Here is a 20,852-nt window from a genome sequence, read left to right as displayed (position 1 = left end):
ACGTCACTCGCCAAACGTGTTTCATCCAAAAAACGCGCCGCCCGGCATCAGGCGGCGCGCTTTTTTTCAATGAAACAGCCTTACTTGTTGGTGGCCAGCGCCCCCGCACTCTTCGAGCCGCCAAACAGCGCCGTCAGATACTGCGAGTTGTTGTTCATCGTCGCCATCAGCGTGTTGAGCGCGGTGAACTGATTCTGGTACTGCTTCGTCAATTGCGCGCTGTAATTGGCGAGCGTGGTCTGCTGCGTCGTGATGCTCTTCAGATCAGCATTCAGCGCGGTGCTCCGGGTGTCGATGATGCCACCCGTCTTCACGAAATCCGCAATGCTTTTGTTCAGTTTGGCGCCGATGCCGTTGGTCGAGTTGAACAACGTGGCGACCTGCGCCGGGCTGCCGGTGAGCGCCGTGCTCAGCTTCTTGCTGTCGATAACCAGTGTGCCGTCGGCCGGATCACCTTTCAGCGCAATGCCGATCGAAGCGAGACCGACCGTCGACGTTCCCGAGCCGACGCCGCCCCCAACGACCGACGCCAACGCATTCCTGATCGTCATCAGCGTCGAATCGCCGAGCAGCGCGCCGGCGGTCTTCGACGACTTGTCGTACGAAGACAGCGAGTTAATGGTCGTGACGACGGTGTTGTAGAGATTGGCGAAGTTGGTGATGGCCGTGTTCTGCGCAGTCGTGTCCGGCGCGATCGTCAGCGTCTGCGTGGTGCCGACCGCGGCGCTCGACAGATTCAGCGTGACACCGGAAATCGCCGATGTGACCGCGTTCGTGGCGCTGCTCGCCGCAATCCCGCCGATGGTGAATAGCGCGTCCTGAGCGGCTTCGCTCTGCCGCCAGGCCTTGTTCGTATCCGAGGACACGATCGTGGACGCCGCGCCGTTCGCACCGGGCGTGGACGTCACGCCGAGACTCGACAGACCGGCGTCGTTCTGGACGTCGCTCGCGGACACGTTGATCGTGTTGGCCGCGCCGGTGGTGCTCGAGCGCAGCACCAGATGAGCGCCGCCCGTGCCGGTCACGATCGTGGCGGTCACGCCCGGATTGTTGCCGGCCTTGTTGATTGCGTTGGCGATACCGCTCAACGTGTTGTTGCTGCTGTCGAGCGTGACATCCATCGACTTGCCGCCGATCGCGATGGTCAGCTTGCCGGTGCCCAGCCTGGCGGTGCCGTCGAACGCTGCCGAGGACAAACTCTGCGACGCCGCGATTTGTGTGACGTCGACCGCGTAGCTGCCGGCGACCGCGCCGGGACCGGCCTTCGGGTCGATGCCTTTGCCGCTCGCGGTGGCCCCGAAGGTCGACAGGGTGGTTCCGTCCGAGAGACTCTTGATCGCCGCCTGCAAGGCATTCAGCGCGGAGCTCAAGGCGCCATATGCGGACAGGACGGTGGTGTCGCTCGTCTGTTTGGCCTTGAGCGCCGCCGTCTGGCCAGCCGTCTTCGCATTCACGAGAGCCGACACCAGCGATGCCACGTCCATGGCCGAGTTGCCGGTGGAGCCGCTGATAATCGATTGCGCCGCTTGCTGCAACTGACTCTGCGCGTTAGAGGCCGCGCTATTCACAGACGTAGTGGTGATCGTTGACATGCAAAGGCTCCGTGCGTCGAATTATTCGTTATTCATTGCGTGACGCCCCGGTGGTCATTCTTTTATTACGGCGGCAAACCGGCTACGTCGCGGTCACGTCGATTTCTTACAAATTTTTCAAATGTTACGCTAACTTTCTTGAAAGTTTGTGGCGTTTTGTCGTAACAAATCGCGACGCTTGAGCTTTTGAAACATTCGGTCTTTAGCGGGTGCGGATGAACATGTGTCGTCCGTTAATCTTGTCCGGGCTGTCGATTCCCGCCGTCCTTGTTCGTCGTCAGGTAAACGGCCCCTGCGGCCGTCATCGCGCCACAGCGCACCTCGCAACCACCCCAAGGTGACCACGATGACCCTGAAGCTCTATGCCCACCCCTTCTCGTCCTACTGCCAGAAGGCGCTGACCGCGCTTTACGAAAACGGCACGCCGTTCGAACTGCGTCTCCTCGCACACGACGATCCGCAGGTCATGGCTGAGTTCGCCGCGCTCTGGCCGATCAAGCGATTTCCCGTGCTGGTCGACGGCAGCCGGACTGTGACTGAGGCGAGCATCATCATCGAGTATCTCGGCCTGTATCACCCGGGTCCGGCGGCCCTTTTGCCGGCCAATGCCCGCGCCGCGCTGGAAGTGCGCAGCATGGATCGCTTCTTCGACAACTACATCTCCACGCCGCAGCAAAAGATCGTGTACGACAGCATGCGCGCCGAGCCGGAGCGTGATCCGCGCGCCGTGGCCGAAGCCCGCGAGATGCTCGACACCGCCTACGGCTGGCTCGACAAGGTCATGGCCGGGCGCGAGTGGGCGGCCGGCGATACGTTCAGCCTCGCCGATTGCGGCGCGGGGCCGTTCCTCTTCTATGCCGACTGGACGCATCGCATCAACCCGGCTTTTGAGCACGTGCTCGCCTACCGGAAGCGCCTGCTGGCCCGGCCATCGTTCGCGCGCGCGGTCGACGAAGCACGTCCGTATCGCCCGCTGTTCCCGCTTGGCGCACCTGATCGGGATTGATCGTACGGATCCGAAACAATCAGGCGGCGGCGCAGGCAGACGGGCGGGCGAACAGGCAAGCCACGCTCGCGCGGCCGCCCTCATTGCGACAACACAATTTGCAAGCGATACACTTCACTTCGAAACCCACTTCCGCCCATCACTCAAAAGGCAAAACATGGACCGTTTCGAAGCGATGGAGATATTTACGCGTGTGGTCGAAGCGAACAGCTTCACCAAAGTATCCGAGTCGCTCGACCTGCCACGCGCTAAAGTCAGCCGCACCATTCAGGCTCTCGAAGAGCACGTCGGCGTGCGGCTTCTGAACCGTTCGACGCGGCAGGTCAGCGTCACCGAAGACGGCGCGCTCTTCTACGAGCGTTGCGTGCGCATCCTCGCGGAAGTCACCGATGCCGAATCGTCGCTGTCGAACAAGCGCGAGCATCCGAGCGGCACGATCCGCGTCGATACCTCCGGCACGCTCGCCCGCGCGCTCCTGCTGCCCGCGCTCGACGACTTCTACCGGCAATACCCCGAGATCGACGTGCGGCTCGGGCTGGCGGATCGCAATATCGATCTGATTCAGGACGGGGTGGATTGCGTGATCCGCATGGGCACGCCGGAAGAGTCGAGTCTCGTCGCGCGGCGCATCGGCGACGCGCGGATCGTGACCTGCGCGTCACCCGCCTATCTGGAGAAATTCGGTACGCCAACCACGCTCGACGAGCTCAGCGAACACCATGCGGTTAACTACGTTTCCGCACGCAGCGGCAAGACGTTCCCATTCGAATACGAGGTGGACGGCGAGATCGTCAAGGTGCCGATGAAAAGCGTGCTGGCCGTGAATGACGGCAGCGTCTACATCGGCGCGGCCGCGCTTGGCCACGGCATTATCCAGCCATCGCGCTTCATGGTCGCGGATCTGATCGCGCAAGGCGCACTCAGGGAAATTCTCACGACCTACACGAGCCCTGGCACGCCGCTGTCGATTCTGTATGCGCATCGCCGCAATCTGAGTTCGCGGCTTCGCGCCTTCACCGAGTGGGTCACCGAACTGGCGCAAAACAATCCCGATCTGCGTATCACGGACGTTTGACACCGCGGCACGGGAGCGCCATGTTCACATTCCGGGTCCGATGCGAGCAGCACCTGGCCAACGAAAAAGCCCCATGCGTCTCACAACACATGGGGCTTTCTTCATCTTCAACGCGAATCGCTCAACGAATCGCTCAGCGAATCGTTGAGCGAATAATCCGCATCAGGCAATCCGTTCTTCATTGGACGGATCGAACAACACCGCCTTCGATGCATCGAACAACAGCGTCGTATTTGTCAGCGGCTGCGGATTGGACGCCGGGTGCACACGGCTCACAATGCGCTTGCCGTTGACCTGCGCGAACACCAGCGTGTCCGGTCCGGTCGGCTCGATCACGTCGACCTTCACTTCGATCGACTGCAGCTTCGCGTGGTCACCATGCGCACCGCGAGCATCCGTGATCCGCTCAGGGCGCAGGCCGAGAATCACTTCGTGCCCAATGTGCGACTTCACCTTCGCCGACTCGAACGGCAGGTTCAGCACATTGCGCGCGGCGCCCGTATCGAGTTCGATGCCGACGCCCGAACCCTGCTCCACCAGCTTGCCCTGGATGAAGTTCATCGGCGGCGCGCCGATGAAGCCGGCCACGAACAGATTCGCCGGCGAGTCGTAGATCTCTTGCGGCGCGCCAAATTGCTGGACGATGCCGTCTTTCATCACCGCGATGCGGTCGCCGAGCGTCATCGCTTCAATCTGATCGTGCGTCACGTAGACGATCGTCGTGCCGAGGCGTTGATGCAGCAGCTTGATTTCCGAACGCATCTCGATCCGCAGTTTCGCGTCGAGGTTCGACAGCGGTTCGTCGAACAGGAACATCACCGGATCGCGTGCGAGCGCACGGCCCATGGCCACACGCTGGCGCTGGCCGCCGGAGAGCTGACCCGGCTTGCGGTCCAGCAGGTGCGTGATCTGCAGCGTGTTCGACACGCGGTCGACGATTTGCGCCTGCTCCTGCTTCGGCACCTTGCGGATGTTCAGGCCGAACGAGATGTTCTCGCGCACCGTCATCGACGGATACAGCGCGTACGACTGGAACACCATCGCGATGTCGCGATCTTTCGGCGAGAGGTTGTTGACCGTCTTGCCGTCGATCTGGATCTCGCCCTTGGTCACGGTTTCGAGGCCGGCGATCATGTTGAGCAGCGTCGATTTCCCGCAGCCCGAGCCGCCCACGAGAATCAGGAACTGGCCGTCTTCGATGTCGATGTTGACACCCTTCAGAACCGGCACCCCGTTCGGGTAAGTCTTGTACACGTCACGGATGGAAAGGCTTGCCATGCTGTGAATCCTCTTGTCTCTGGTACTGCTTGAAAACGTCTTGTCGGATGACGGCGGCGTTTCTTGCACTTAGTGCGTGTTGTGCAGAAAGCCCCGCCGCGATGCGTATGGATTAGCCCTTGACTGCGCCCGCCGTCAGGCCGCGCACGAAATAGCGGCCGGCGACGATATAGACGAGCAGCGTCGGCAGTGCGGCAATGATCGCACCGGCCATGTCCACGTTGTATTCCTTCACGCCGGTCGAGGTGTTCACGAGGTTGTTCAACGCCACCGTGATCGGCATCGAATCGACACCGGAGAACACAATCCCGAATAGGAAGTCATTCCAGATCTGCGTGAATTGCCAGATCAGGCACACCATGAAAATCGGCAGCGACACCGGCATCAGAATCTTCGTGAAGATCGTGAAGAAACCGGCACCGTCGATCCGCGCAGCCTTGACGAGTTCAGCCGGAATGCTCACGTAGAAGTTACGGAAGAACATCGTGGTGAAGGCGATACCGTAGATCACGTGCACCACCACCAGACCGGTGATCGAATTCGACAGGCCGAGCAAGCCTTCGAAACGCGCCATCGGCAGCAGGATCGCCTGGAACGGAATAAAGCAGCCGACCAGGATCATCGTGAAGATCGGATCCGCGCCGCGAAAGCGCCAGTGCGTGAGCACATAGCCGTTGAACGCGCCGATGATCGACGAGATCAGCACGGCCGGAATCACCATGCGCACGGAGTTCATGAAGAACGGTTGCATGCCGTCGCAGCGCACACCCGTACACGCACCGCTCCACGCTTTGATCCAGGGGTCGATGGTCCAGTGAGTCGGCGGCGTGAGCAGGTTGCCGGAGCGCAACTGGTCGATATCCTTGAACGACGTGGACAGCATCACGTACAGCGGGAACAGGAAATACAGGGCGAACAGAATCAAGGCCGCATAAATGACGGCACGGCTGATCGTCATCTTAGGCTGCATTGCGGGTGCTCCTCGATTCCAGATACATCAGCGGCACGAGCACGGCCACAACGGTAGCGAGCATCATCATCGACGATGCCGCGCCGACGCCCAGCTGCCCGCGATTGAACGAAAACGTGTACATGAAAATAGCCGGCAGCGATGAGGACGTACCCGGACCGCCCGCGGTCAACGCGACGACCAGGTCGAAGGTCTTGATCGTGATGTGGCAGAGAATCAGCAGCACGGAGAAGAACACCGGGCGCATGCTCGGAATCACGATCTTGCGATAGATGGTGGGCAAGCCCGCGCCGTCCATCTGCGCGGCCTTGAAGATTTCACCGTCGACACCGCGCAGGCCCGCGAGGAACAACGCCATGACGAAGCCGGTGGATTGCCACACCGCTGCGATCACGACGCAGAAAATCGCCTTGTCGGGGTCGCCGAGCCAGCTGAACGAGAAGCTCGTCCAGCCCCAGTCGTGGAACACTTTCTCGAGACCGACGCTCGGCGTCATGATCCATTGCCACGCCGTACCCGTCACGATGAACGAGAGCGCCATCGGGTACAGGAACACGGCGCGCAGCGCGCCTTCATTGCGGATCTGCTGATCGAGCAGGATCGCGAGGAACAGGCCGAGGCCGATACAGATACCGATAAACGGAATGCCGAACCAGCCGAGGTTGGCAGCCGAGGTCCAGAACACATCGTTATCGAACAGTTCGCGATAACGATCGAGACCGACAAATTCATAACGTGGCATCAGTCGCGAATTCGACAGCGACAGATAGCCGGTAATAGCGATGAAACCATACACGAAGATCAGGCTGATCACGACGCTGGGTGCGAGCACCAGCTTCGGAATCCAGCGATCGGCAAGGGCCGCCATCGGCGACGTGCGGCGGGTCACGGAAGCCGTGGTTTTCCCGTTCCCGCTGATAGAAGCAGTCACTACTCGACTCCTGCTGAAACTGTACCGCCGAGGTGCTCACGCGTGGAAAACGCGAGACCGCAACGGCCTAGGTGTGACTCGATGAAACCAGGGGTGAAGACTCTCGCCCTAAGTAACGCAACTGCTGCAAGCAATCTGAAGAACGCGCCCGGCGCCCACGAAGGGAACAACCAGGCGCGCCACTTCGCTTAAAGCTGCTTACTTGGTCTTCGCTGCCTTCGCGAGCGCGGCAACTGCGCTCTTCGAATCTTGCTGCGAGTTCATGAACTTCGTGACCACGTCCGAGATCGCGCCGGCTGCTGCATCCGGTTGCGCCATGCCGTGTGCCAGCGAAGGCACATAGCCGCCCGACTTGATCGCCACTTGTTCATCCGCGTACGACTTCTTCGCGCAGTCGTCGAACTTGGCCATCGAGACGCCCAGACGAACCGGGATCGAACCCTTGTTCAGGCTGAACTGCTCCTGGAACTCCGGCGACATGATCGTCTTGGCCAGTGCCAGTTGACCCGGCGTGGCAGCCTTCTGGTCCTTCTGCTGGAAGAACACGAACGAGTCGACGTTGAACGTGTACGACTTTTCCGTGCCCGGCACCGCGGCGCAGACGTAGTCCGAGCCCGCCTTCTTGCCGGCGTTGGCGAATTCACCCTTCGCCCAGTCGCCCATGAACTGCATGCCGGCCTTGCCGTTGATCACCATGGCCGTGGCCAGGTTCCAGTCACGGCCCGTACGGCCCGCGTCGAAATACCCCTGGATCTTGCGGACCGTGTCGAACACGCCGACCATCTGATCCGACGTCAGCGTCTTCTCGTCGAGGTCGACCAGCGCCTTCTTGTAGAAGCCCGCGCCTTGCGACAGCACGACGTCTTCCCACAGCGTCAGGTCTTGCCACGGCTGACCACCCATCGCGATCGGCTGGATGCCCGCGGCCTTCATCTTGTCGGCCACCGCGAAGAACTCAGGCCACGTGGTCGGCACCTTGCCGCCTGCCTTGTCCAATGCTGCCTTGTTGATGTACAGCCAGTTCACGCGGTGCACCGAGAACGGCGCACCAACGTAGTGGCCGTCTGCGTGCATGATCTTGTCGATTTCCGGCGGCAGGTTCTTCTTCCAGTCGCCCGCTGCCGCGTCGATCGGCACCAGCACGCCTTGCGAAGCCCAGTCCTGGATCAGCGGACCCTTGATCTGCGCAGCGCTCGGCGCATTGCCCGAGATCACCTGCGTCTTGAGTGCCGTCATGGCAGCCGCACCTGCGCCGCCAGCAACCGCGAAGTCCTTCCACGTGTAACCCTGCTTCGTCATGTCGTCCTTGAGGACGCCGACGGCTTTCGATTCGCCGCCCGAAGTCCACCAGTGCAACACTTCGATCGACTCGGCGGCTTGCACAGCCGAGACGCCACACATCAGACCCGCGGCGCACAAAGCGCCCATGATCGCGCGAAATTTCATTGCTTATCTCCTCCAGACACCTGAACAAAAAACAAATGACCCCTGATGTCGCCAGGGTGCTGTGGTTGGTTCACAAACAGGCAAAACACTGGGCGATCGAGCACGGTCGGGCGCATGCGTTACGCATGTGCCGGCGGACCGATATCCGGCCGCTGGAAGCTCAAGAGATGAGTGGTTCGGGATGCAACTGACTGTCTCCTCTTTTGATTTTTGCCTGCCCGCGTCGCGCGCGGCAGACTCGAGGTGCCTCGCACGTTAACCCTGACGCCAGACCCGCCTTCCGGCGTTCCGTAAGGGCCGCCGGGGGCATGCTGGCACGTGCTCGCACGCAATGTCCGTTAACATGCAGGGGACGCCTGCCGATTCGGGAAAACGCGCATCTAGCCTCACAGCGCACGCTTTTTTCATCGAATTAGCGCTACCTCTTGATTTGGATTGTAGTTAAACTACAATTCAGTGTCAAAAAATATTTTATCGGACTACGGTCGCCCTTTCCGGTCACCACGGCGGCCCCAGGATATCGACGGAGACTCATGCAAACCGATTCAAGCTTCACCTTCGTTCTCTTTGGCGGAACCGGCGATCTGTCGATGCGCAAGATCCTGCCGGCACTGTTTGAAGCGCACCGTGCAGGTGGCATGCTGGCCGACAGCGGCAAGATCGTCGCGGTGGCACGGCATGTGGCTGATCGTGCTGACTACCTTGAATGGGTCAATGAGCACGTCAAGCCGCACGTGTCGAAGAATGGTGTGGATGAAACCGCATGGGCGAGCTTCCTCGACCGTATCGAGTTCGTGAAGATCGATCTGGGTAAGGCCGAAGACTTCGCGCTGCTGCGCGACGCCGTGAGCGGCATGCCCGGCATTCGCGTGTTCTATCTGGCAACGGGTCCGTCGCTGTTCGTGCCGATCTGCCACGCGCTGGCGTCGGTCGGGCTCAACGAAAATTCGCGCATCGTGCTGGAAAAGCCGCTCGGCTACGACCTCAAGTCGTCCAATGCAATCAATGATGCGGTCGGCGAAATCTTCGCTGAAGACCAGATCTACCGGATCGACCACTACCTCGGCAAGGAGCCGGTGCAGAACCTGCTCGCGCTGCGATTCGGCAATGTGCTGTTCGAACCGTTGTGGCGCCGCGAATGGGTGGAAAGCATTCAGATCACGATTGCGGAAGAGCTCGGCGTGGAAGCGCGCGGCGACTTCTACGACAACACCGGTGCATTGCGCGACATGGTGCAGAACCATTTGCTGCAGCTGCTTTCCATCGTGGCGATGGAGCCGCCGCATTCGATGGATTCCGACTCGGTCCGTGACGAAAAGCTGCGCGTGCTGCGCGCGTTGAAGCCGATCGATCCGCGCGATATCAGCAAGGTCGCGGTGCGCGGCCAGTATCATGCGGGCGTGATCCGCGGCAACGCAGTGCCGGCGTATGCTACCGAGCCCGGCGTGAAGCAGGACAGCACGACCGAGACCTTCGTTGCGGTGAAGGTGGAAATCGAAAACTGGCGCTGGGCCGGCGTGCCGTTCTTCCTGCGCACCGGCAAGCGTCTCGCGGATCGCGTCGCTGAGATCGTAGTGAATTTTCGTGCGGTGCCGCATTCGGCCTTGGGCGCGTCCGCGTTGCGCGGCGGTGCGAACCGTCTCGTGATCCGTTTGCAACCGAACGAAACCATTCGTCTCTACTGTCTCGCGAAGCAGCCGGGCGAAGGCATGAACCTCGCCAGCGTCCACCTCGACCTCGCGTTCGACCAGTTCTTCCGCGAAGGGCAGATGGAGGCGTATCAGCGTCTGTTGCTCGATGTCATCAATGGCCGCCTCGCGCTGTTTGTGCGGCGCGATGAACAGGAAGCCGCATGGCGCTGGGTCGAACCGATCCTCAACGAATGGGCGGCGTCGAACAAGCCGCCCAAGCCCTATGCAGCCGGCACGTGGGGACCGGCCGCGGCGAGCGCGATGTTGGCGCAGCACGGCACCTGCTGGCTCGAAGAAGAAAATTGAATCAACGGAATCACGGCGCCGCGCCTCGCTCCGATCGCAATCCTGATCGAAGCACAGCGCAGCGCCCGCAAGACACACCGACGAACTGAACGGAATGGCGCCGGTATCACGAAGGCGCCTGCGAGTGATCCCGCTTGCAGGCACCGCGTGAGAGCAGTACGGCACATTCCGCAGATCTAACAAGAAAGCAGCACGGAGGAGAAGTGATCGAGCTTCACGCTTTCGACGATCAACGCGCCCAATCCGACGCGTTGGCGAAGGCGGTTGGCGACGCGTTACATGCGTCGCTCGCCGCACAGTCGGCCACGGCCGCAGCGGGCATGCCCAATACTGGCGCACGCCCGGCCATGCTTGCAGTGTCCGGCGGCACCAGTCCACGTCCGTTCCTGCAGACGTTGTCCACGCAATCCTTCGACTGGGCGCGCATTGCCGTGACGCTGGTCGACGACCGCTGGGTGCCGGAAACGGACAGCGCGAGCAATTCGCAACTCGTGCACGACACACTGTTGCAGAACGCCGCCAAGAACGCCCATTTCTGGCCGCTGGTCGACGCGACGCAAGACCTCAACGCGCACGTTGCCGCGCTGAACGCCGACCCGCGCTTTAGCGCCGTGCCGGACGTTGCGATTCTCGGCATGGGTGAAGACGGCCACACCGCGTCGATTTTCGCGGATGCGCCCGAATGGGACCACGCGATCACCACCCCTGAGCGCTTCGTTGCCGTGCATCCCGGCAGCGCGCCGCATGCGCGCGTGAGCTGGTCGCTCTCGGCGCTGAAAGAAGTGAAGCACCTGTTTTTGCTGATCGCAGGACCGCGAAAGATGGACGTGCTGAATGCCGCCGCCGCTTCGCTACAAAAAAATGCCATCTCGCAGTTGGCAAACGACAAGGGAGTGAGACTCGATGTCTACTGGTGTGCAAACTAAGGCTGTTCCGGGCGCGAGCCAGCACGCCGATGGACCGAGGCTGCTCGCCGACATCGGCGGGACCAATGCGCGCTTCGCGCTCGAAACCAGCCCCGGCGAAATCGGCTCGGTGCAGGTCTATCCGTGCGCGGACTATCCTGGCGTTGCCGAAGTCATCAAGAAGTATCTGAAGGACACCAAGATCGGCCGCGTGAATCACGCGGCGATTGCGATTGCGAACCCGGTCGACGGCGATCAGGTCAGCATGACCAACCACGACTGGAGCTTTTCGATCGAAGCCACGCGCCGCGCGCTCGGCTTCGACACGCTGCTGGTGGTGAACGACTTTACCGCGCTGGCCATGGCCCTTCCCGGCCTGACCGATGCACAGCGTGTACAAGTAGGCGGCGGCTCGCGTCGTCCGAACAGCGTGATCGGCCTGCTCGGCCCGGGCACCGGCATGGGCGTATCCGGCCTGATTCCGGCCGACGACCGCTGGATCGCGCTTGGCAGTGAAGGCGGCCACGCTACCTTCGCGCCGGCCGACGAGCGCGAAGACATCGTGCTGCACTACGCGCGCAAGAAGTGGTCGCACGTTTCGTTCGAGCGTGTGGCGGCGGGCCCCGGCATCGAAGTGATCTACCGTGCGCTGGCGGGCCGCGACAAGAAGCGTGTGGCGGCAAACGTCGACACGGTCGAGATCGTCAAACGCGCGATGGAAGGCGAGCCGCTCGCGGCCGAGTCCGTCGATGTGTTCTGCGGGATTCTCGGTACATTCGCGGGCAATATCGCGGTGACGCTCGGCGCATTGGGCGGCATCTATATTGGCGGCGGTGTCGTGCCGCGGCTAGGCGAATTCTTCGCGCGTTCGTCGTTTCGCAAACGGTTCGAGGCAAAGGGCCGCTTCGAGGCGTATTTACAGAGCGTGCCGACCTATGTGATTACCGCTGAATACCCGGCGTTTCTGGGGGTTTCGGCGATTCTCGCGGAGCAGTTGTCGAACCGCGCGGGCGGCAGTTCATCGGCCGTGTTCGAGCGGATTCGCCAGATGCGCGATGCGCTGACGCCGGCCGAGCGCCGCGTGGCCGATCTCGCGTTGAATCATCCGCGCTCGATCATCAACGATCCGATTGTGGATATCGCGCGCAAGGCCGACGTGAGTCAGCCGACGGTGATCCGCTTTTGCCGCTCGCTTGGCTGCCAGGGATTGTCGGATTTCAAGCTGAAGCTGGCGACCGGTTTGACCGGCACGATTCCGGTGAGTCATAGCCAGGTGCATCTGGGCGATACCGCGACGGACTTTGGCGCGAAGGTGCTCGACAATACGATTTCCGCGATTCTTCAGTTGCGTGAGCATTTGAATTTCGACCAGGTCGAGCGGGCCATCGATCTGTTGAACGGCGCGCGGCGAATCGAGTTTTATGGGCTCGGCAATTCGAACATCGTCGCGCAGGATGCGCATTACAAGTTCTTCCGGTTTGGCATTCCGACGATTGCCTATGGGGATCTGTATATGCAGGCGGCGTCTGCTGCGTTGCTTGGCAAGGGCGATGTGATTGTTGCGGTCTCCAAGTCCGGACGTGCGCCTGAGCTATTGCGTGTGCTGGATGTCGCCATGCAGGCGGGGGCCAAGGTGATTGCCATTACGTCCAGCAATACGCCGCTGGCCAAGCGGGCTACGGTGGCTTTGGAGACCGATCACATTGAAATTCGCGAGTCGCAGTTGTCGATGATTTCGCGGATTTTGCATCTCGTCATGATCGATATTCTTGCTGTGGGTGTGGCGATTCGGCGGGCTATGCCTAGCGAGGATGTGGCTGAGACGGTCGCTAAGGCGCGACAGGGCGCGGATGATGATGCTACTGCTGTGCTTGATTGGTTAAGTCATGGGGCGGCTTCTTCGCCGCGGGATTAAGGGGTGTTTTTGGCCTTCGCGGCGGGTTGTTTTTTTGGTCGCTGCGTTGGCCTTTCGTTGGTCTGGGTTCCTTGGCCTTTCCTTGATTTGTTAGTGGTTTATTAGCGTTGCCCCTGTGCGGGGCGGCACTCACTTCTCTTTGCCTGCCGCAAAGAGAAGTAAGCAAGAGAAAGCGGCTCACACCGCTAATTCTTAAGCGGGTCCCCCGCACAGTCGCGGTAGCGGTGCATCTGGAATCTGGGTTCTCGCACATTCGGCGCTAGTGACAAGGGCTCATCAGCTCCCACTCCGCACTGCGTGCGTCGCGGAGGGGTTTGCCTGGGAAACCTAAGGTTTCGTTTTGCGCGTGGTGGGAACCATCGGCTTCGCCTCGGCGAGGCGCCCAAGCGCTCAAAAGACGGTCCCGCAAGTAGCGGCGGTGCCGATTAAAATGCGAGAGCAAAACCGCACGGATCGGTTCGATGAATGACGCGTCGGCGCGCGCAGCGCCGACGGAAGTATGACGGCCTTGTCACTTACGCCGAATGTGCGAGAACACAGATTCCAGATGCACCACTACCTCCTCCGAGCCAGGGGACCCGCTTAAGAATTAGCGGTGTGAGCCGCTTTCTTTTGCCTACTTTTCTTTGCGGCAGGCAAAGAAAAGTAGGTGCCTGCCCCGCACAGGGGCGAACGCTAATAGACCACAAACAAAACAAGGAAAGGCCAACACCGTAGGTATACAGACACAGGGACGACGCCAATAAACCAATAACAAATCAAGGAAAGGCCAACGCCGCAGGCACACAGACAAACAAGCGCCAGGCACGCAAACAGCGATAATAGAAACTCCACCGCCGAAGGCAGAAAGCCCAACTCCATGATCATCCGCCCACATCTCCATTGGTTCCGCATGCTGCTGGCCTGGCGCGGCTCGGTCCTCCCGCAGCTCCTGCCGCGCCTCTTCCTGATCTTCTGCATCGCGATCATCGCCGTGGCCGCTCACGACCACCTGCTGCCGGTCTCGCTCAATCTCAACACCACCGCCCCATTCTCGCTAGTCGGCATCGCCTTAGCCGTCTTTCTGGGCTTCAGAAACAACGCTAGCTACGACCGCTGGTGGGAAGCCCGCAAACTGTGGGGCCAACTGCAGAACGAAGCACGCTCGCTCACCCGCCAGGCAATCACGCTACCAAACAAGCCATTGCCCAAAGCAGAAATCGAGACATTCACAGCGGTCCTCAGTACGATCCCCCATGCGTTGCGTCACCAGCTTCGCAATAGCGACCCGCGCGAAGACCTCGTCGCGCGCCTGCCGAAACCGTTATTCGAAAGCGTCATGGCGTCGCGCTACAAACCGGCAACGCTCATGCTCTGGCTAGGCGAATGGGTCCAGCGCCACGCGCAAGCGGGCGCAATCGATCCCATGGCGGTGCTCGCCTTCGATCGAAATCTGAATGGCCTATCGGACGTGATCGGCGGTTGCGAGCGCATCGTGTCGACGCCGCTGCCCTTCGCCTACTCGGTGATGATTCACCGCACGGTGTATTTCTTCTGCGCGTCGCTGCCGTTTGGACTAGTCGACAGCATCGGGATCTTCACGCCGGTCTTCGCGGTGTTCGTCGCGTACACCTTCATGGCGCACGAAGCAATCGCCTCGCAGATCGAAGAGCCGTTCGGCACCGACGACAACGACCTCGCGCTCGAAGCGATGTCGCTCAGTATCGAAGACGCCATGCGCGACCTGCTGGGGGAGCCGGCACTTGCGCGGCCCTTGTCGCAAACCGAAGCCTATGTGCTCACGTAAGGCGCGAGCACTCAGTTGTTGCCAACCGTCTCCGACAGGCGCTTGAGCGTCGCCACCCGTGCGCCGATGATATCGATACGGCTACGTTCATCGACCACCGGCGTCGTGGCGTTGAGGTACGCGGTCCAGGCCTTTTGAGCGCGCGTGAGTGCAGAGCGCGAGCGCACCGGCATCTTCGCCTGCAAGCGGCGGTAATAGCGGTTCAGATCGAACATCGCGTGTTCACATTGCGCGTCGGCGTTACACGCTCGTGGCCGATGCGGCGGGTCGCCGCCCGCGCTGACCTTCGCCGCCGCGCTGCGCAGCGCCAGCGCGCGATCACGCACCGGCTGCAATTGCATATCGGCTTCGGCCAGCGCATACATCGTGCCGCGCGTCGTCGCGAACACCGCACTCAGCAAGGGCTTCTCGTCATCGCGCGAGGCCAGCCAGCTTGCCTGGCTCTTTTCCCACTGCTTGCGCTGCGCCGGCGGCAACTTCGTCTGAAGCTGCTGCCACGCAGTGTCCAACGCTGCCTTCCAGCCGATTCGCGCGTTGTCCATGCACTGCACCTGCCCCACCGTCGACGACATGTCGCTGCGCGCCAGACACGTACGCATCGACGCGTCGATCGGGTCAGCGGCGGCGACCTCAGCATGCGCCTGAAGCGGCACGATGCCGAGCACCGCCACCGCCACCGACATCACCGACGCCACGGCCAGCGCGCCAAACGCGCGCCGCCAGCCGTCAACGCCGAGCAGAGACGTCACTACCCGCATCGTCAGGCGCGCACGCAATCGACGAAGTATTCGATGCGCCCGTTGATGGTTTCGCCGACAAGCCCATGGATATCCGTGTGGAAACCCGGGAAGCGCTCGTTGAACTCGCGCGCGAAACGCAAGTAGTTGACGATGGTCTTGTTGAAGCGCTCCCCCGGAATCAGCAGCGGAATGCCCGGCGGATACGGCGTCAACAGGATCGACGTGACGCGGCCTTCGAGTTCGTCGATCGGTACCCGGTCGATCTCGCGGTGCGCGAGCTTGGCGAACGCGTCGGACGGCTTCATCGCCGGCTCCATGCTCGACAGGTACATCTCGGTCGTCAGGCGTGCAATGTCGTTCGCGCGGTAGACACTGTGAATCTGCTGGCACAGGTCGCGCAAACCGACGCGCTCGTACATCGGATGATGCGCGACGAATTCGGGCAGCACGCGCCACAACGGCTGGTTGTTGTCGTAGTCGTCCTTGAACTGCTGGAGTTCGGTGACCATCGAATTCCAGCGGCCCTTGGTGATGCCGATCGTGAACATGATGAAGAACGAATACAGGCCAGTCTTTTCGACGATGATGCCGTGCTCGGCCAGATACTTCGTGACGATCGCAGCGGGAATACCCGTTTCGCCAAAGCCACCGTCCATGTCCAGACCCGGCGTGACGATGGTCGCCTTGATCGGGTCAAGCATGTTGAAGCCTTCGGCGAGCGGACCGAAACCGTGCCACGCGTCGTTCGGACGCAGAACCCAGTCTTCGCGCGAGCCGATGCCTTCTTCGGCGAACTGCTCCGGGCCCCACACCTTGAAGAACCAGTCATCGCCGTATTCGGCGTCGACCTTGATCATCGCGCGGCGGAAATCGAGCGCTTCGGCAATCGATTCTTCCACCAGCGCCGGGCCGCCCGGCGCTTCCATCATCGCCGCGGCCACGTCGCACGAGGCGATGATCGCGTACTGCGGGCTGGTGGACGTATGCATCAAATACGCTTCATTAAAGCGATGCTTGTCGAAGCGGCTGTTCTTCGAATCCTGCACGACGATCTGCGAAGCCTGCGAAATACCGGCCAGCAACTTGTGCGTCGAATGCGTCGCAAACACCAGCGCGCCGATCCGCGGACGGCCCGCGCCGATCGCGTGCATGTCCTGATAGAACTCGTGGAACTCGGCGTGCGGCAGCCACGCTTCGTCGAAATGCAGCGTATCGAGCCAGTCGCCGAGCATTTCCTTGATCATCTCGACGTTGTAGATCACGCCGTCGTACGTGCTCTGCGTGATGGTCAGAATGCGCGGCTTGAGGTTCGGATTCTTTGCGAGCGCTTCACGGGCGAACGGATTCGCCAGGATCTTCTTCTTGATGTTTTCCGGTTCGAACTCGCTGCGCGGAATCGGGCCGATGATGCCGAAGTTGTTGCGCGTCGGCGTGAGGAACACCGGAATCGCGCCGGTCATCGTGATCGCGTGCAGGATCGATTTGTGGCAGTTGCGGTCCACCAGCACGATGTCGCCCGGCGCCACCGTGCCATGCCAGACGATCTTGTTCGAAGTCGACGTGCCGTTGGTCACGAAGAACACGTGGTCGGCGCTGAAAATGCGCGCGGCGTTGCGCTCGGACGCCGCGACCGGACCCGTGTGGTCGAGCAGCTGGCCGAGTTCGTCGACGGCGTTACACACGTCGGCACGCAGCATGTTCTCACCGAAGAACTGGTGGAACATCTGGCCAAGCGGGCTCTTCAGGAACGCCACGCCACCCGAGTGCCCCGGGCAATGCCACGAATACGAGCCTTCATCTGCGTACTGCACCAGTTCCTTGAAGAACGGCGGCGCGAGCGAATCCAGATACACCTTGGTTTCGCGGATGATGTGGCGCGCGACGAATTCCGGCGTGTCCTCGAACATGTGGATGAAGCCGTGCAGTTCGCGCAGGATGTCGTTCGGCAGGTGGCGCGAGGTGCGCGTTTCGCCGTACAGGAAGATCGGAATATCCGCGTTGCGGCGGCGCACTTCCGTCACGAACCCGCGCAGCGCGATGATCGCGGCAGCCAACTCCGGTGTCTCGCCTTCAACCACCACGTTCTCGGCGTACGGCAGCAGCTCGTCGTCGTCGATCGACAGGATGAAGCACGACGCGCGGCTCGACTGCTGCGCGAACGAAGTCAGATCGCCATAGCTCGTCAACCCGAGCACTTCCACGCCTTCTTTCTCGATGGCCTCGGCCAAAGCCCGGATGCCGGAACCCGAGATGTTCTCGGAGCGAAAATCTTCGTCGATGATGACGACGGGAAAACGAAACTTCATGGGCGATTCTCCAAAAAGAACGACCGCTGCATTTGACTAAGCAGCGGTCACCCGAATAGCTGGTGGGTCAGTACGCTGCCGACGTCACGTCTTGGGCAACGTGACGCCGTGCTGACCTTGATATTTGCCGCCGCGATCCGCGTACGACGTCTCACAAATTTCGTCGCTTTCAAAAAACAGCACTTGAGCGACGCCTTCGTTCGCGTAGATTTTCGCAGGCAAAGGTGTCGTATTTGAGAATTCGAGCGTAACGTGCCCTTCCCATTCCGGCTCGAACGGCGTGACGTTGACGATGATCCCGCACCGCGCGTAGGTGGATTTGCCCAGACACACGGTCAGGACACTGCGCGGAATGCGGAAATACTCAACCGTACGAGCCAGGGCGAACGAATTCGGCGGGATGATGCAAACATCGCCCTTGAAGTCGACAAACGACTTCTCGTCGAAGTTCTTCGGATCGACGATGGTCGAGTTGATATTGGTGAAGATCTTGAATTCGTCGGCGCAACGGATGTCGTAGCCGTAGCTCGACGTGCCGTAGCTGACAATCTTCCGGCCGTCTTCGGAGACGCGGACCTGATCGGGTGCAAACGGCTCGATCATGTTGTGCGACGCGGCCATGCGCCGGATCCACTTGTCGGATTTGATAGTCATAGATGAACGCTGCTCGACTTGAGTGACAGGTGTGTGACGGGTAACAACCCGGTGGGTACCGGGCACGGCTTTCGGCTCAATCCGCTACGGGCCAGGGCCGCGTGTCCTTGCTGCGGTGGCCAGCGGACCTGGCGCCCCAACTGGGTGCCCCCGCGAAAGGGGCTTATTTTACGCGATCACGAGAAGGGTGCCGCGCCTGTGGCCCGATGGCGAAGCGCCCAAGGCTCATTGGCGAATCAGCCCGCACGCGAGCGCGGGACCCGCGCCATGCTGCGGATACGCATAAGGGTCGGTCGCGTCGTGATGCAACAGGACTGCGCGTTGCAACACCGAGCGGATACCGTCGAGAGACACGTCCGGCGCAACGATGAAGCCGGTGGCCACGCCATTTGCGTCCGCGTGGATGTTGCCGAGATCGCCTTCGACCCGGGCACCTGCTTTCAGACGCTCGGCCGCCGGCGAGAACACCTGCCCGGCGCTGGAGCCGTCGGCGGCATTGCAGTCGCCGCGCTCGTGCACTTGCAAGGCGTGGTCGCTATTGGGCGGCAAGCCCGTCAGATTGTAGGTGACCTGCACGCCGTCCGAACGCTCGATGAACGTGACGAGGCCGCGCGCCTGATTGCCCACGGTGGGCAGCAACTGCGCGTCGGCACGCTTTTCCTGTGGCCTCAGGAACGTGCTGCAGCCGCATAACAGCACGCTGCTGGCAGCCAGGACGATGAACGCATACACCGCCTGCCCGTCGATTCGTTTTCCCATGCGATCCTCTTGCCGGCCTGGTGGCCGCCCCTGCGGCCGCCGAGCCGAACCTGTGAAGTCGACATGATACCGCGAGACCAGGCGCAGATTGACGCCTTGGCCCCGCTTTGGCCCCTCATCCGAATGGCGACTCAGGTGTTCTGCACGACGATGCTGGGAAACTTCGAGGTCATGTCGCGTGCCCGTTCGGCGATATGGATCGCAACCTTGCGCGCGATCGACCGGTAAATCCCGGCGATACGCCCTTCCGGGTCCGCCACGACGGTGGGTTTGCCCGAGTCGGCCTGCTCACGGATAGCGATATCGAGCGGCAGGCTGCCGAGCACGTCGACACCATATTCCTTGCCCATCCGCTCGCCGCCGCCCGCGCCGAAGATGTGCTCTGCGTGGCCGCAATTCGAGCAGATATGCATACCCATGTTCTCGACGATGCCGAGGATTGGAATGCCGACCTTCTCGAACATCTTGAGGCCCTTCTTCGCGTCGAGCAGCGCGATGTCCTGCGGCGTCGTGACGATCACGGCGCCCGTCACCGGCACGCGCTGCGACAAGGTCAGCTGAATGTCGCCGGTGCCCGGCGGCATGTCGACGATCAGGTAGTCGAGATCTTGCCAGTTGGTCTGCCGCAGCAACTGTTCGAGCGCCGAGGTGGCCATCGGGCCGCGCCACACCATCGGGTTGTCCTGCTCGATCAGAAAACCGATCGAATTGGCCTGCAGGCCATGGCCGGTCATCGGGTTCATCGACTTTTCGTCGGGTGATTCGGGACGGCCGGTAATCCCAAGCATCATCGGCAACGAGGGGCCGTAGATATCCGCATCGAGAATGCCGACCGACGCGCCTTCGCTCGCCAGTGCCAGCGCGAGGTTCACGGCGGTCGTGCTCTTGCCGACCCCGCCCTTGCCCGACGCCACCGCGACGATGTTCTTAACGCTCGGCAACAGTTTGACGCCGCGCTGCACGGTGTGCGCTGCAATGTTCTGGGACACCTCGACGCGTGCGTTCGCCACGCCGGGAACGGCCTTCAGCGCGTCGGCGAATTGCGTGCGGACCGCTTCAAATTGCCGTTTGGCCGGATAGCCGAGTACCACCTCGAGGCTAACCGTGTCACCCTCCACGGTCACGTTCTTGATGTTCTTCGCAGCCGCGTAGGGCTTGCCCGTGTTGGGGTCAGTGACGGCCGCGAGGGCTGCGTCGACCAAAGCCCGATCAATACTCATTGACACTCCGTGGGGAACACTTGCGGCGCCGCGGAATCCAAGCCTCGGCCGCGCGCCGGATTTTGAAAAAAATTGTTAGACGGCATTGCCAAAACCAGAGGCGCCGTGCACCCTTCGGGCAGGCGGACCGCCATGGGGTCGCATCGCTGCGTACTTCAGTCATCATTGTAGTGGCTGGCGCCAAGCCTTGCCGGAAGACCCTTCTTGGCTGTCGGACCGGGAGTCGAAAAGGCCTGGGATTTTCCGTATTATCGAACTGTCGGCTTTACTTG

At 61.4% G+C, this 20,852-nt stretch carries 16 protein-coding genes; 6 read left to right on the top strand and 10 right to left on the bottom strand.

All coding sequences use genetic code 11. The annotated features are described in order from the left end of the window. Positions 1-80: 80 nt before the first annotated feature. Entirely contained in the window at positions 81-1,592 is a 1,512-nt protein-coding gene (gene fliD / locus KHO23_RS03030) for a flagellar filament capping protein FliD (protein ID WP_211609548.1), read from the bottom strand. A gap of 346 nt (positions 1,593-1,938) precedes the next feature. Between fliD and KHO23_RS03025 the strand changes: the two genes are divergently transcribed. Then, the gene (locus tag KHO23_RS03025; RefSeq protein WP_211609547.1) at positions 1,939-2,598 is read left to right on the top strand and encodes a glutathione S-transferase family protein; all 660 of its coding nucleotides are present in this window, start codon (positions 1,939-1,941) and stop codon (positions 2,596-2,598) included. Between the two features lie 157 nt (positions 2,599-2,755). Further along, positions 2,756-3,673 carry a LysR family transcriptional regulator gene (locus KHO23_RS03020; RefSeq protein WP_211609545.1) on the top strand — a complete coding sequence of 306 codons (918 nt, stop codon included), beginning with the start codon at positions 2,756-2,758 and terminating at the stop codon, positions 3,671-3,673. A 162-nt stretch (positions 3,674-3,835) separates the two neighbouring features. Here KHO23_RS03020 and KHO23_RS03015 read toward each other — a convergent pair whose 3' ends face one another. From KHO23_RS03015 to KHO23_RS03000, 4 genes are all read right to left on the bottom strand, one after another. Further along, the gene (locus KHO23_RS03015; RefSeq protein ID WP_211609543.1) at positions 3,836-4,951 is read right to left on the bottom strand and encodes an ABC transporter ATP-binding protein; all 1,116 of its coding nucleotides are present in this window, start codon (positions 4,949-4,951) and stop codon (positions 3,836-3,838) included. A gap of 112 nt (positions 4,952-5,063) precedes the next feature. Beyond that, entirely contained in the window at positions 5,064-5,921 is an 858-nt protein-coding gene (locus tag KHO23_RS03010; protein ID WP_148662094.1) for a carbohydrate ABC transporter permease, read from the bottom strand. Further along, on the bottom strand, positions 5,911-6,852 hold the full coding sequence (locus KHO23_RS03005; protein ID WP_211609541.1) for a carbohydrate ABC transporter permease: 942 nt from the start codon (positions 6,850-6,852) through the stop codon (positions 5,911-5,913). The genes KHO23_RS03010 and KHO23_RS03005 overlap by 11 nt, the downstream gene beginning before the upstream one ends. 198 nt (positions 6,853-7,050) lie before the next feature. Further along, positions 7,051-8,298: an ABC transporter substrate-binding protein gene (locus KHO23_RS03000; RefSeq protein ID WP_211609539.1), complete on the bottom strand. Its 1,248-nt coding sequence runs from the start codon at positions 8,296-8,298 to the stop codon at positions 7,051-7,053. A gap of 533 nt (positions 8,299-8,831) precedes the next feature. Between KHO23_RS03000 and zwf the strand changes: the two genes are divergently transcribed. The 4 genes from zwf (at position 8,832) to KHO23_RS02980 (ending at position 14,901) form a co-directional block, all read left to right on the top strand. Beyond that, a complete protein-coding gene (zwf, locus tag KHO23_RS02995; RefSeq protein WP_211609537.1) occupies positions 8,832-10,295 on the top strand; it encodes a glucose-6-phosphate dehydrogenase in 1,464 nt (487 codons plus the stop codon). A 203-nt stretch (positions 10,296-10,498) separates the two neighbouring features. Then, positions 10,499-11,221 carry a 6-phosphogluconolactonase gene (pgl, locus tag KHO23_RS02990; protein WP_211609535.1) on the top strand — a complete coding sequence of 241 codons (723 nt, stop codon included), beginning with the start codon at positions 10,499-10,501 and terminating at the stop codon, positions 11,219-11,221. Continuing rightward, on the top strand, positions 11,199-13,115 hold the full coding sequence (locus tag KHO23_RS02985; protein WP_211609533.1) for a bifunctional transcriptional regulator/glucokinase: 1,917 nt from the start codon (positions 11,199-11,201) through the stop codon (positions 13,113-13,115). Before pgl ends, KHO23_RS02985 begins: the two co-directional genes overlap by 23 nt. Before the next feature lie 859 nt (positions 13,116-13,974). Beyond that, positions 13,975-14,901: a bestrophin family protein gene (locus tag KHO23_RS02980; protein ID WP_211609531.1), complete on the top strand. Its 927-nt coding sequence runs from the start codon at positions 13,975-13,977 to the stop codon at positions 14,899-14,901. Between the two features lie 11 nt (positions 14,902-14,912). On the opposite strand, the gene KHO23_RS02975 is transcribed toward KHO23_RS02980, so the two are convergent. The 5 genes from KHO23_RS02975 to apbC all read right to left on the bottom strand — a co-directional run bounded on the left by KHO23_RS02975 (position 14,913) and on the right by apbC (position 20,580). After that, the gene (locus KHO23_RS02975; RefSeq protein ID WP_211609529.1) at positions 14,913-15,659 is read right to left on the bottom strand and encodes a lysozyme inhibitor LprI family protein; all 747 of its coding nucleotides are present in this window, start codon (positions 15,657-15,659) and stop codon (positions 14,913-14,915) included. 2 nt (positions 15,660-15,661) lie between these two features. After that, positions 15,662-17,947 carry an arginine/lysine/ornithine decarboxylase gene (locus KHO23_RS02970; RefSeq protein ID WP_211609528.1) on the bottom strand — a complete coding sequence of 762 codons (2,286 nt, stop codon included), beginning with the start codon at positions 17,945-17,947 and terminating at the stop codon, positions 15,662-15,664. 84 nt (positions 17,948-18,031) lie between these two features. Further along, complete coding sequence (gene dcd / locus KHO23_RS02965; RefSeq protein WP_012432068.1) at positions 18,032-18,601, bottom strand: dCTP deaminase; 570 nt, start codon at positions 18,599-18,601, stop codon at positions 18,032-18,034. A gap of 225 nt (positions 18,602-18,826) precedes the next feature. Then, complete coding sequence (locus tag KHO23_RS02960; protein ID WP_211609526.1) at positions 18,827-19,360, bottom strand: superoxide dismutase family protein; 534 nt, start codon at positions 19,358-19,360, stop codon at positions 18,827-18,829. A gap of 131 nt (positions 19,361-19,491) precedes the next feature. Continuing rightward, positions 19,492-20,580, bottom strand: a complete 1,089-nt coding sequence (gene apbC / locus KHO23_RS02955; RefSeq protein ID WP_211609524.1) for an iron-sulfur cluster carrier protein ApbC — start codon at positions 20,578-20,580, stop codon at positions 19,492-19,494. Between the last annotated feature and the right edge of the window lie 272 nt (positions 20,581-20,852).

Origin of the sequence: Paraburkholderia haematera (genome assembly GCF_905220975.1) — a bacterium.
In the GTDB taxonomy this organism is placed as follows: Bacteria; Pseudomonadota; Gammaproteobacteria; order Burkholderiales; family Burkholderiaceae; genus Paraburkholderia; species Paraburkholderia haematera.
This window is presented reverse-complemented; position numbering and strand designations above follow the sequence as displayed.

Bases quoted from the DNA above. Each gene is read 5' to 3' on its own strand.
- fliD (WP_211609548.1), bottom strand. From the start codon at position 1,592: ATGTCAACGATCACCACTACGTCTGTGAATAGCGCGGCCTCTAACGCG.
- KHO23_RS03025 (WP_211609547.1), top strand. From the start codon at position 1,939: ATGACCCTGAAGCTCTATGCCCACCCCTTCTCGTCCTACTGCCAGAAG.
- KHO23_RS03020 (WP_211609545.1), top strand. From the start codon at position 2,756: ATGGACCGTTTCGAAGCGATGGAGATATTTACGCGTGTGGTCGAAGCG.
- KHO23_RS03015 (WP_211609543.1), bottom strand. From the start codon at position 4,951: ATGGCAAGCCTTTCCATCCGTGACGTGTACAAGACTTACCCGAACGGG.
- KHO23_RS03010 (WP_148662094.1), bottom strand. From the start codon at position 5,921: ATGCAGCCTAAGATGACGATCAGCCGTGCCGTCATTTATGCGGCCTTG.
- KHO23_RS03000 (WP_211609539.1), bottom strand. From the start codon at position 8,298: ATGAAATTTCGCGCGATCATGGGCGCTTTGTGCGCCGCGGGTCTGATG.
- zwf (WP_211609537.1), top strand. From the start codon at position 8,832: ATGCAAACCGATTCAAGCTTCACCTTCGTTCTCTTTGGCGGAACCGGC.
- KHO23_RS02985 (WP_211609533.1), top strand. From the start codon at position 11,199: ATGTCTACTGGTGTGCAAACTAAGGCTGTTCCGGGCGCGAGCCAGCAC.
- KHO23_RS02980 (WP_211609531.1), top strand. From the start codon at position 13,975: ATGATCATCCGCCCACATCTCCATTGGTTCCGCATGCTGCTGGCCTGG.
- KHO23_RS02975 (WP_211609529.1), bottom strand. From the start codon at position 15,659: ATGCGGGTAGTGACGTCTCTGCTCGGCGTTGACGGCTGGCGGCGCGCG.
- KHO23_RS02970 (WP_211609528.1), bottom strand. From the start codon at position 17,947: ATGAAGTTTCGTTTTCCCGTCGTCATCATCGACGAAGATTTTCGCTCC.
- dcd (WP_012432068.1), bottom strand. From the start codon at position 18,601: ATGACTATCAAATCCGACAAGTGGATCCGGCGCATGGCCGCGTCGCAC.
- KHO23_RS02960 (WP_211609526.1), bottom strand. From the start codon at position 19,360: ATGGGAAAACGAATCGACGGGCAGGCGGTGTATGCGTTCATCGTCCTG.
- apbC (WP_211609524.1), bottom strand. From the start codon at position 20,580: ATGAGTATTGATCGGGCTTTGGTCGACGCAGCCCTCGCGGCCGTCACT.